10 protein-coding genes and 2 pseudogenes are annotated in these 12,025 nt (G+C 48.0%); 6 read left to right on the top strand and 6 right to left on the bottom strand.

The features are described from left to right. Window positions 1-50 precede the first annotated feature (50 nt). Window positions 51-614: a winged helix-turn-helix domain-containing protein gene (locus ACLJPQ_RS19140; RefSeq protein ID WP_410967607.1), complete on the bottom strand. Its 564-nt coding sequence runs from the start codon at window positions 612-614 to the stop codon at window positions 51-53. 663 nt (window positions 615-1,277) lie between these two features. Here ACLJPQ_RS19140 and ACLJPQ_RS19135 point away from each other — a divergent pair. The 5 genes from ACLJPQ_RS19135 (at window position 1,278) to stbE (ending at window position 7,236) form a co-directional block, all read left to right on the top strand. Next, a complete protein-coding gene (locus tag ACLJPQ_RS19135) occupies window positions 1,278-1,814 on the top strand; it encodes a fimbrial protein (RefSeq protein ID WP_000062035.1) in 537 nt (178 codons plus the stop codon). Between the two features lie 61 nt (window positions 1,815-1,875). After that, entirely contained in the window at window positions 1,876-2,637 is a 762-nt protein-coding gene (gene stbB / locus ACLJPQ_RS19130) for a fimbrial biogenesis chaperone StbB (RefSeq protein ID WP_000781492.1), read from the top strand. After that, window positions 2,621-5,182 carry a fimbrial outer membrane usher protein gene (locus tag ACLJPQ_RS19125; RefSeq protein WP_080184615.1) on the top strand — a complete coding sequence of 854 codons (2,562 nt, stop codon included), beginning with the start codon at window positions 2,621-2,623 and terminating at the stop codon, window positions 5,180-5,182. Before stbB ends, ACLJPQ_RS19125 begins: the two co-directional genes overlap by 17 nt. 4 nt (window positions 5,183-5,186) lie before the next feature. Further along, entirely contained in the window at window positions 5,187-6,512 is a 1,326-nt protein-coding gene (gene stbD, locus ACLJPQ_RS19120; protein WP_000899093.1) for a fimbrial usher protein StbD, read from the top strand. Next, complete coding sequence (gene stbE, locus ACLJPQ_RS19115) at window positions 6,478-7,236, top strand: fimbrial biogenesis chaperone StbE (protein ID WP_080184616.1); 759 nt, start codon at window positions 6,478-6,480, stop codon at window positions 7,234-7,236. The genes stbD and stbE overlap by 35 nt, the downstream gene beginning before the upstream one ends. Window positions 7,237-7,283: 47 nt before the next feature. Here stbE and ACLJPQ_RS19110 read toward each other — a convergent pair. Next, window positions 7,284-7,683 (bottom strand): annotated as a pseudogene (locus ACLJPQ_RS19110) (hypothetical protein). 691 nt (window positions 7,684-8,374) lie between these two features. Here ACLJPQ_RS19110 and ACLJPQ_RS19105 point away from each other — a divergent pair. After that, window positions 8,375-8,647, top strand: a pseudogene (locus tag ACLJPQ_RS19105) (cytoplasmic protein). On the opposite strand, the gene ACLJPQ_RS19100 reads toward ACLJPQ_RS19105, so the two are convergent. Genes ACLJPQ_RS19100 through leuD form a run of 4 tightly spaced genes read right to left on the bottom strand, consistent with a single transcriptional unit; the run spans window position 8,592 to window position 12,024 of the window. Further along, window positions 8,592-9,557 (bottom strand): LysR family transcriptional regulator, encoded by a 966-nt coding sequence (locus ACLJPQ_RS19100; RefSeq protein ID WP_000859023.1) that lies wholly within the window; start codon window positions 9,555-9,557, stop codon window positions 8,592-8,594. The pseudogene ACLJPQ_RS19105 and the gene ACLJPQ_RS19100 sit on opposite strands and share 56 nt — an antisense overlap. A gap of 33 nt (window positions 9,558-9,590) precedes the next feature. Further along, window positions 9,591-10,505, bottom strand: coding sequence for an alpha/beta fold hydrolase (locus ACLJPQ_RS19095; RefSeq protein ID WP_000105592.1), 915 nt, complete (start codon window positions 10,503-10,505; stop codon window positions 9,591-9,593). Continuing rightward, window positions 10,505-11,383: a fumarylacetoacetate hydrolase family protein gene (locus tag ACLJPQ_RS19090; RefSeq protein ID WP_000780210.1), complete on the bottom strand. Its 879-nt coding sequence runs from the start codon at window positions 11,381-11,383 to the stop codon at window positions 10,505-10,507. Before ACLJPQ_RS19090 ends, ACLJPQ_RS19095 begins: the two co-directional genes overlap by 1 nt. A gap of 14 nt (window positions 11,384-11,397) precedes the next feature. Continuing rightward, on the bottom strand, window positions 11,398-12,024 hold the full coding sequence (gene leuD / locus ACLJPQ_RS19085; RefSeq protein ID WP_000379343.1) for a 3-isopropylmalate dehydratase small subunit: 627 nt from the start codon (window positions 12,022-12,024) through the stop codon (window positions 11,398-11,400). Window position 12,025 lies beyond the last annotated feature (1 nt).

Raw genomic sequence — 12,025 nt, 5'->3', positions numbered from 1 at the left:
AGCTGATAGAAACAGAAGCCACTGGAGCACCTCAAAAACACCATCATACACTAAATCAGTAAGTTGGCAGCATCACCTGCATAATCGTTATATTCGCCAAGATATGTAAAAAAACTATCAGGGCTGTTACGAACAGGCGCTTTATATATAGTAAATACACCATAGAGCAATGCCAGAAGAATGGCTCCTGCTAATACCACAAATACGCTGTGACGTTTAATTTTGTAAAATATGTTCTCCCGAGTCGGGGTGCCTTTAACGTTTTCATCACTCACCTTTAGGGAGGTGATTTTTTTTATAGGTTCAATGGCAACAGACAGCGACACCCCCACCCGAGGGCGAGTTACGATGTCAGATGACTGTAGACCGATGCTACTAAAATCATTTCTCATTTGATTAATGAGTTTATAGTAACTTGATTCTGAGACGCAGCCTCCACGATTTTCCCAAACAAAATGAATAATATCTTCTTTTTTGTAAAGACCATGCCAAAAAGCAAGAAGCAGATGGGTCTCAGCTTCTGATATTCTGATTATCTCATTACCATGCGATAAGGTCATCTTCGTACTATCAAATACAACACGCTTATCAAGTAAAAATATGCTTTCATTCATGACAATCCTAAAGGTAACTGCATCCATCATTCAGACGACATATTATCATGCTCAAAAAAGAATTCAGCCCCCTAATTAACCTGAGTTTAACTTATAAGTCTCACTTATAGTAAACAATAATTGACACAAGTATTACCTGCACATTACAAATCAAACAGTTATAGGTAAATCTGAACACTTCTCTTTACCTTAACGCAAACTCAGGAAACTTCTGAAAGGCCAAAAGTAAGAAAAAAGTAAGACTAATTATACTGTTTCAGAAGCACATTTCAGAAAATTTACCTTAATCTCACCATCGTATTATCCATCGGGAGGTTTAACTGATGCGGATTTTACATAGCAAAAATGTGCAGGTTTGTATTGCAACATAGTCTATCTATTCAGACGCGGAGAGAATTGTTATCGGATTACACTCAATCAAATGATAACACTATCAGTTGTACTAATGAGATGCATGGACGAAAGCGCTTATCGCTCTATTTCATGATAAGAGAAATAAGTCTGTTTGTTTTATATCGCATTATCAATAGTCAGGAGGGTATAGCTCACATCCAAAAATAGAGTTAATGATCGTTATTTTTACCACTCCTCCATAAGCACGAAACATTCGGGCGAATTGCACTCGTCCTGAAAAAGTAAAGATTAATACAGGAACATTATCATATGTCTATGAAAAAATATTTAGCAATGATCACAGGCTCGCTTCTTGTCTCCAGCAGTGCGATGGCTGTTTCTGATAACACCATCACCTTTCAAGGGGAAGTCTCTGATGAAACGTGCTCTGTCGTGATTAATGGTAATCAGGCTAAACCCGTCGTGTTATTGCCAACAGTAAGTACTAAAGACTTATCAGAACAAGGGAAAACTGCGGGGCCAATAACGTTTGATATTGGGCTGTCCGGGTGTACCGGCTCTCAGGACAAAACAACAAAAATTTCCACTGTCTTTGTCGGTAATCAGGTCACCAGTAACGGTAACCTGGGTAATACTGGCAGCGCGAAAAATGTTGAAGTCCAATTACTCGACACTTCAGGGGAGCCAATCAATCTGACCGGCGGCTTTACTGGCGACGGCGACCTACAGCTGGAACCAAATGCTTCTGAAGCGAGCGCGACTTATACCGCGCGGTATTACTCTACCGGGAAAGCAGAGGCTGGGACAGTCGCTGCCACCCTTCAATACGCCGTTTCGTATAAATAATTGTCGCTACGGTCTGGCGTTGAAACGCCAGACCATTTTCAATCGCCAGGGAGTTGTTGAGATGAAAATGGATACCCGACATTCCGCATTATATTACTTAATAGTTTTTCTATTGCTGGCCCTACCCGCCACAGCATCGTGGGCGAGCGTTACTATTTTGGGTAGCCGAATAATTTACCCATCAACAGCCTCCTCCGTAGATGTGCAGTTAAAAAATAATGATGCAATACCTTATATCGTACAAACCTGGTTTGACGATGGCGATATGAATACCAGCCCGGAAAATAGCAGCGCGATGCCGTTCATTGCCACGCCGCCGGTATTTCGTATTCAACCCAAAGCAGGCCAGGTGGTACGCGTAATTTATAACAACACGAAAAAATTGCCGCAGGATCGTGAGTCAGTATTCTGGTTTAACGTATTACAGGTACCACCAACGAATATTGGCAGCGACAGCGGACAAAATAAAATGTTGGTGATGCTGCGCTCAAGAATAAAACTTTTCTATCGTCCTGACGGGCTAGGTAAACCTGATAATCTGGCGAAAAAACTACAGATTAAAACGGTAAATAAGGGTTCCGGAAAAAGCGGTATTGTTATTGTTAATCCGCAGCCCTGGTTTGCCTCTTTAAGTAACCTGAATGTAAAAGTGAACGGCGCTTCGTATAACCTGGATGCTGACATGATTGCCCCTTTCTCCAGTCAAACCTGGTGGCTGCCGGGCAAACGGTCACTCAAATCCTTCTCCGGTACAGTCACCGTTACTTTGGTTAACGACCTGGGCGCAAGGATAAGCGAGAGCTACGATGTCCCCCACCATTAATTTGAACCGCAAAAGCCTTGCGCTATTGATCGCCATAGTTTGCTCAGGCTCCGCGCAAGGTGAAGAGTATTATTTTGATCCTGCGCTACTTCAGGGGGCCACTTACGGACAAAATATTGTCCGTTTTAATGAACGGCAAACGCCTTCCGGAGACTATCTTGCCGACGTTTACGTTAATGGCACGCTGGTAACCTCGAGCACTAATATTCGATTTAATGCTGTAAAAGAGGGTCAACAGACTGAACCCTGCCTGCCCTTATCGGTGATGAAAGCGGCACAAATAAAATCACTCCCCGCGACCGACGCTGCGACCGAGTGTCGCCCGCTCAGGGAGTGGGTGCCTCATGCCGGTTGGCAATTTGATAGCGCCACGCTTCGCCTGTTGCTGACGATTCCAATGACCGAACTTACGCACAAACCGCGCGGTTATATCTCCCCTTCAGAGTGGGATAGCGGCGCGCTGGCGCTGTTTTTACGCCATAACACAAACTGGACCCACACCGAAAATACCGACAGCCATTATCGCTACCAATACTTATGGAGCGGTTTAAACATGGGCGTTAACCTCGGACTTTGGCAGGTCCGTCATCAAAGTAATCTGCGCTATGCCAATAGCAACCAGAGCGGAAGCGCCTGGCGCTATAATAGCGTTCGAACCTGGGTGCAAAGACCTGTCGCGTCTATTAACAGTATTCTGTCGCTGGGCGATAGCTATACGGACTCCAGCTTATTCGGCAGTCTGTCCTTTAACGGGGCTAAGCTTGTCACCGACGAGCGGATGCGCCCTCAGGGCAAACGCGGTTATGCGCCGGAAGTTCGGGGCGTAGCGGCCAGTAGCGCGCACGTGGTAGTAAAACAACTGGGGAAAGTGATTTATGAAACCAACGTTCCGCCGGGCCCATTTTATATTGACGATCTGTACAACACCCGTTATCAAGGCGATCTGGAGGTAGAGGTTATCGAGGCCAGCGGTAAAACCTCACGTTTCACCGTGCCTTATTCTTCCGTGCCGGATTCGGTACGTCCCGGTAACTGGCACTATTCGCTGGCCTTCGGCAGGGTTCGTCAGTACTACGATATTGAAAATCGTTTCTTTGAGGGAACGTTCCAGCACGGCGTTAATAACACCATTACCCTCAACCTCGGTTCACGAATTGCGCAGCGTTACCAGGCATGGCTGGCGGGCGGTGTCTGGGCCAGCGGTATGGGCGCGTTCGGCCTTAACGCCACCTGGTCGAATGCGCGCGCAGAGCATAACGATCGCCAGCAAGGCTGGCGCGCGGAACTCAGTTACAGCAAAACGTTTACCACCGGCACTAACCTGGTACTGGCGGCTTATCGTTATTCAACCAACGGCTTTCGCGATCTTCAGGACGTGCTCGGCGTACGCCGGGAAGCAAAAACGGGGATTGATTACTACTCCGACACGCTGCATCAGCGCAATCGCCTGTCCGCGACGGTAAGCCAGCCGTTAGGACGGCTTGGCACGCTTAACCTCAGCGCCAGCACCGCAGACTACTACAATAACCAATCGCGTATAACACAGCTACAAATGGGGTATAGCAACCAGTGGCGGAATATAAGCTACGGGGTGAATATCGCACGACAGCGCACCACCTGGGATTACGATCGCTTTTATCACGGCGTTAACGAACCACTGGACATGAGTAGCCGACAAAAATATACCGAAACCACAATGTCGTTTAATGTCTCTATACCGCTGGATTGGGGCGAAAACAGAACGTCTGTCGCCATGAATTATAACCAGTCCAGTCAAAGCCGTTCCTCAACCGTATCCATGACCGGCAGTAGCGGTGAAAACAGCGACCTGTCATGGTCGGTTTATGGCGGCTACGAGCGTTATCGCAATAGTAATAGCGATAGCAGCGCGCCAACGACGTTTGGCGGTAATCTACAACAAAACACCCGGTTTGGCGCACTTCGCGCCAACTATGACCAGGGTGATAACTATCGTCAGGAAGGGCTGGGCGCGTCCGGCACCCTGGTTCTTCACCCTGGCGGTCTGACGGCTGGCCCCTATACCAGCGATACCTTTGCGCTTATTCATGCCGATGGCGCGCAGGGCGCGATCGTACAAAATGGCCAGGGCGCTGTGGTTGATCGCTTTGGTTACGCCATTCTGCCTTCGTTATCTCCTTACCGCGTCAATAACGTTACGCTCGACACCCGTAAGATGCGCAGCGATGCCGAACTGACGGGAGGAAGTCAGCAGATTGTGCCCTATGCCGGCGCCATCGCGCGTGTCAATTTCGCCACTATCAGCGGCAAAGCAGTGCTGATCTCCGTGAAGATGCCGGATGGCGGCATACCGCCAATGGGCGCTGATGTTTTCAACGGTGAAGGCACAAACATCGGCATGGTCGGCCAGAGTGGGCAGATTTATGCCCGTATCGCCCATCCGTCGGGTTCTCTACTGGTGCGCTGGGGAACAGGGGCAAACCAGCGTTGCCGGGTTGCCTACCAACTCGATCTTCACACCAAAGAACCGTTTCTCTATCTGAACAAAATCTGCGAGAAGGAATAGCACAATGCTTTTTAGTTTCCGAACGCTATTGTTTATCACCAGCCTGTTCGTCAGCGCCGGAACATGGTCGTCATGTATCAAAGTCACCGATAAGAGCGCGCTCTCTGACGCGGCGATAAAAGCGGGCTACACGGCGCAAAACTGGATCGGCGCAACTGACACAAATACCGGTAATATCGGTTTGCCAACGGTGATTAGCATCAGTAATAGTGAAACATTTCAACCCTCCGGCACACTATTGGCCAGTGGGATCGGTAACTTCCTGACGGCCGCCACCGGAACGCCCTATTCCAGTAAACAGGTACTTTACCGCTGCGATACCGCCGATGCCGGGAAGCTCTATGAGATGTATTCGACAAATGGCGATAGCGCTTTTGCGGGGGCATTTTTTACTCCCGAAGTAGAAGGCGCCTATTATGATGTGGAGCGTAATGTTGCTGTCCGTATGACAAACCTCAGTACCGGCGAATATTACAGCCGTTTCTGGAAAGAACGCCAACTTACCGCAGACAGTTGGTTTCAGGATGACAAATATATTTATATTCCTGCCAGCGCGTTTAGCAACGTGCTATATGAGATGTTTAAAATTGACTCAAGAAAATATTTTGCCTACCAGAATCCAATGGACCGAGATACCTGGACGCAGCCTCGGGGTTATATCGCGTTTAAAGGCCCAGGCTTGATTACCGAGCGGATCAAAGCGGGACTGGATCATGCCAGCGATTATTATGGCTGGCCCAGCTATTGGCCCGGGGCATGGAGTACATATAATAGCGTCACCTATGTTCGCGGCGCGTTATGTAAAATCACAGATTATCCTGCGATCGTGAAAATTCCCCCTGTCGCCGTCGGCATATTAGCCGCCGGAGGCAATAGCCAGGCGCCTTTCCACGTCAGCCTGGAATGTGAGTCCGGCGCCGTGTCCAGTGCCCTCCCGTCCACCAGCGCCGCTAATGTCGCAATGGGGTTTGTCGTTAATCAACCCACCGCTGTGGCGGCGGCGCGTCGCCTGGGGCTAACCACATCCGCAGGCGGTCTGTCGTGGCTACTGGACACCCATTATGGCGAACCTGGCGTAGCTTCCGGAGTGGGTATCCGCATCTATAACGATGCCGGTACGCCGATTAACCTGTTACCCGATCGGATCAAGACAGGCACTGGCAACGCCCGAGGCTGGTATGGCTATAAAGATTTAACCACACGGGTATCATCCGGTTCAGTAGAAACCTACAGCGGTGATTTTACTGCCTCGCTTGAGGCGATCGGCGGACAAACAGTAACGGCAGGAAGCGTGAATGCGCAATTACAGGCAGTGGTTAGTTTTCAGTAAAGTCATATTAACGCTACTCGGGTTGACGGGATGGTATGGCCCGGCACAAGCTGCCGTTAATATTGACAGAACCCGAATTATTTTTGCTTCAGATGAGGTCGCTCAATCGTTGACATTATCCAACGATAATACAACGCCGATGCTGTTACAGGTATGGACCGACGCCGGAAACATTGACGCCTCTCCGGATAACAGCAAAACGCCGCTGGTGGCGCTGCCGCCGGTATTTAAAATGCAGCCAGGAGAACTGAGAACGCTTCGCCTGCTCCTGAGCTCCCGCCAGCAGCTTGCAACGGACCGGGAGAGTCTCTTCTGGCTAAACATTTATCAGATACCGCCAGTCACCCAGGACATTAAAAACCACCCGCGAAAACTGGTGTTACCGCTTCGTTTGCGGCTAAAAATTTTAATTCGCCCGACCGGATTAAAAGCGCCCACGGAAGCGGAGGAGAAAAAATTACGCTTTATTGCTAAAGAGAATACTATACGGATAGTTAACCCCACCTCGTGGTATATGAGTTTAACACTAACGACGGACGACAAGAAAAGTATCGGCGATATCATGGTTGCGCCGAAAACAGCACTTGATGTGCCGCTAACACGCTCGCCAACGCCGGGAGCATCGATAAATTATGCAGTAATCAATGATTCCGGGAACTGGCGACAATATACCGCCATACTGGAAAAATATATTAGTAAGAGTAATTTTATTCCTGAGTTTTGATGGGAAATATTCAGGGATACGATCGTATCCCTGAGATAAGCCAGAATTCAGCATGTACCATTGTCAAAAATAGCATTAAGCTGATATTTTACTTTTTGCACGGCATCTTTGTTCTGTTGAGTTCCCTTCTCCTCAACAGACATATCCCATACGTTTTCATTATCTGATTCAATTAATGTGTAGAACGTATTATTATTACGCATCATATAACCGCGAAAATTATTTTCGATGCCCGTTGTCACAGGCTTAGCAACCCCTGAAATAACAGACTCCGTCTCTTTATTGAAAAGCTGATATTGAATATTTGCGCAGTTTAAATCACAGGGGGGAACATTTAAGATTTAAAACAAGCAGTATCGTGTTATTTTCAAAAACAAGGGCATAATGATTGCTGGCAGATGAACATAACGGGAATAGCGCGAGAAGGAGAATTATTATCAATTTCATATTTTTATATAGACTCCGTCAAAGAAAACTTTCATTTCACACCCCTGAGAATAGCGAAAGGCATACCATACAGAACGAATGCTTTCCGAGCTGACGTCCTCATAGACATTTATACCATGCTCAGCAAGTATGCGAGAAAGAAAATGAGAAGATTGTTATGACAGAAAAGGTTGTAACGATAACAGGAACAATACCTATTTCATATTCATTTAATTAATAATATTAATTTTCTATTTCATCTTTGGTGATACCCCCAATGGATTTTCCGCCTATAATGCTGCACAGGTAGCTACTTCTCTTTTGCTGTGAGAAAACATTACATTGGTATAACTAATGAGAATGAGCAGAGGCATTAAGTCACGTAATATTGCGTTTCCTCTGTTAAGGCTTTTGTGTGAAAAGAGCATTACTTTTAGTCAGTTAGGTAGCATTACATAAGCATAACTAAATTTGAGAAAACCTCGAAAAATCAGCATATTGAATTGATGGATGGTATTGTTTTTTAAAAGGATTTTAATTGCCAACCTGCGATAATACGCTTAAGATGAACACATATCTATTGAGCTAAAGTAGTCGCTCAATCAATCTGATTGTTATGGAGTGAGTGTGTGATACTTACAATGCCATCCAGCCGATACCAATAGAATTCTCAACCTCCGATAATCGTCACCCAAAAATCAGGTGATAAAATATGACGTTAAAACCAGGTGAGAAATCCGGTAATAATGGAGGTATCTATGTGGAGGTTGGGCCGCGTGGTGGGATAAAAGATAACTTCGCCACGATAGCGGAAACAAAACCGCGCCACCAACGCAACGCCCTAAAAGCTACTGGGTGCTGGCAAAAAGAACACCTAACAGTAAACGTAAGTCAGAGCATCTGGCGCCACGACAGTTAGCGCCGACTGATCACAGTACGCCCGGTGCTTTACCGCCTGGCAAGCATTGTGCAAGATGCTCCGTGAGGAAATCGATGCAGATTTTGATACGATCAGAACTTGATGAACGCCGGGTATACACAGCCCAGATATTCGCTTCCTGATACCACTGAGGCAACACGCGAACCAGCTCACCTCGTTCAATATACTGCGCAACATCCCATTCCGACCGCAATGTAATGCCATGACCTTTCAGGGCCCAAATAAGCACCACACTGCCGCTGTTGGAAGAATGAAAACCGTTTAGTCGGCAATGCGTCTGCTGCTTACCGTCCGTTAATATCCAATTGCCAAATGCCGAGTTTTTTTCCTGAATCATTAGGCAATCGTGCTGCACAAGCGCACTAACAGACTCTGGCTTGCCGTGGCGTTCGAGGTATTCAGGGGAAGCACACAGGATCCGTCGATTAGTGGCTAACTGCCGTGCGATATACAATTCGTTGATATCATCCCCAACGCGAATTTCAATATCGATCCCCTCTTCCACCAGATCCACTTCACGATCCGTTAGCGTGAGTTTTACCGTAATATCAGGATAGGCGATCATAAATGACGACAGCGCCTCTGCGACATATTTATGCCCAAAACCAAATGAGCAGTTGATGGTGATATTACCAGCCAACACACCACGTTGATTATCCAAACGACTGACAAAACCATCCATTTCACTGACGACCTGCATAGCCCCACCCAGCGCATTTTCGCCTTCCGGTGTGAGACGCATCACTCTGTTATTTCGAAAAAAAAGCCGGGCGTTGAGACATTTTTCAAGGATAGCGATACGTTTGCTGATATAGGAGGGAGATAACCCCAGCTCCAGCGCTGCCCGGGCAAATCCACCGTTGCGAGCAACGGTGACAAAAACGAAAAGATCTTCAACAGAAGGCCAGCCCTCAAGGGGCTGGCGATGTTTTTTTCCTACAGGTGTCGTTTTCATAGCATCAGTGCGAAGTTGCAAAAGATGACCGAGTTATAACACTGAATGTAAAAAGGACTGAAGTTTCTGGATAAAGTACTCAGGACACTCTTCCTGCGGGGAGTGTCCGCAAGGCAATGCTTCCCCCTGAACGTTTAGCGCCTTTTCTTTCCAGGTACCAACCACATCATATAGTTGCCCTACCGTTCCCAGTCCTCCCCACAGCAACTGTAACGGACACCGGATACGCGCCGACGTATCTGCGGCATCATCGTCCAAATCAATCGTCGCAGCAGCCCGGTAGTCCTCACAGATCGCGTGGATCATCTCAGGGTTCTGGTAACAGCGCAGGTATTCATTGAATGCTTCCTGCGAGGTCGCGCCCTCTATTTTTAGCTGGCCAGAAATATGCTTACGCAGAAAAAATGCCGGATCGTGCGCAATCATCGTTTCGGGTAACGGGAACGGTTGAATCAGGAAAAACCACCAAAAGTAACGCGTAGCAAAGGATTTATCGGTCAAGGCGTACATCGTCGCGGTTGGAGCAATGTCGATAAAAGTACAACAGGTCACACGATCCGGATAATCCAGCGCGAGCCTGTGTCCTACGCGTCCGCCACGATCATGCCCTACGAAGGCAAAACGGGAAAAGCCGAGCGCATCCATTAACATGACGATATCCTGCGCCATGGTGCGCTTTGAATAGGTACGGTGCGCCGGATCGCTCGTTGGTTTATCGCTGTCGCCATAGCCACGCAAATCCGGCAAAATGACTGTATGATTTTGCGCCAATGTCGGTGCGACTTTCCGCCATGTTGTATGATTCTGCGGATGCCCATGTAGCAGTACCAAAGGTGAACCGCTGCCTCCGATAGCCACTCTTACCGTCAGACCATTTTCCAGACGAACATCCTTGAGCGCAAACCCCGGAATAAACGGAGAGGCGCCGCATTCAATCAGTGTACTCATCACTTTCTCCCGTCATGCCAGCTAACAGATGATGTTAAATAACGGCTATCCCGGACGACATTGCGCAGGGTTCCAATATGTTCAATCTCAACTTCAATAACATCACCATCGTGTAAAAACAGCGGTGGAACGCGTTTTTTGCCCACTCCACCAGGCGACCCTGTGAGGATCGTGTCGCCAGGGGAAAGCAGAGTAAAGGTGCTTATATAAGCAATGAGTGAAGCGATAGGATGGATCATATTTGCCGTAGATTCGTTCTGCACCTCCCGCCCGTTTAGTCGTGTCAGTAAACGTAGCATCTGGGGATCGGGAATGTCGTCTGTGGTCACCAGACACGGACCGAATGATCCTGTCGAAGGCCAGTTTTTTCCAGCCGTAAACCAGCTATGCTGCCAGTCCCTCACTGAACCATCCATATAGCAGCTGTATCCGGCGACATAATCTAAAGCATCCTCAGCGCTGACCCGGGAGCATCGCCGCCCAATCACTACGGCTAATTCACCTTCGTAGTCGAACTCATTGGTATTTTCAGGCTTCAGCAGCAGGCCATTATGCCCGGTCTGAGAATCCGCAAAGCGGACAAAAAGGGTTGGGGCCGGGTTGGTTTCATTAAACTCAATACGCTTATCGGCGTAATTCATTCCGACACAGATGATCTTCTGCGGATCGTCAATCACCGGCAGAAAAGTGACTTCCTGGTAGTAATAATCCGCCGGCTCATCACACCATAACGCCGCATCCGTCAGCGCATTAGCGCACAGTAGAGATTTCAAAGTGGGATATTTGTCGCCAAGCCGCTGCGAGAGATCAATTATTCCGGTTTCCTGCATAATGCCGTAGCGTTTGCCACCGTTCACAAGATATTGAACCAGTTTCATTGCAGTCTTCTTCCTTAGCCGCGCGGGGATGCAGGGCGTTTTAACCACGGCCGCCGTGAATAATGCGCAACCTCAAAATTTTCAATCTCCGGCAAGTATTGCAATGTCCAGGCTATCGCATCTTCGCCTGCGGCCAGCATCGCCCGTTTGAGTTCACTGATCACAAAGGAGATCGTTTCCTCTGCCGTCGTAATTTCGCAGCGATCGAGTGAAACAGTGATAGAATTGGTATCAGCACTCGCGGCAAGCTGCGCCAGGCGCGCCAAAGCAGGTTCATCTAATGAGACCGTGAGGATCCCGTTGCGTTGGCAGTTATCATCGAAAATGCCTGCAAATGTGCTACCTATCAGCCCCCGTACTCCCAGTTGTTTTAATCCCCATACGGCGTGTTCACGACTCGATCCACAGCCAAAATTGGGGCCAACCAGCAAGAATGTCGCGCTCTGCCAGCCCGGCATGTTCAGAATAAAATCAGGATTTGGTTGGCCGCCAGCCATAAAGCGACGATCGAAAAACACCCCTTTATCCAGCCCCTGGCGATCGATCCCTTTCAGGAACTGTTTTGGCATAATCACATCAGTGTCGATATTCGGTTCCAGCATCGGCGCAATTCGCCCGCTGATTTGCTTAAACGTATCCATC

This window comes from Salmonella sp. SAL04213, assembly GCF_046550535.1.
In the GTDB taxonomy this organism is placed as follows: Bacteria; Pseudomonadota; Gammaproteobacteria; order Enterobacterales; family Enterobacteriaceae; genus Salmonella; species Salmonella enterica.
Note: the sequence above shows the minus strand (reverse complement) of the source record. Positions and strands in the feature narration are given on the sequence as shown.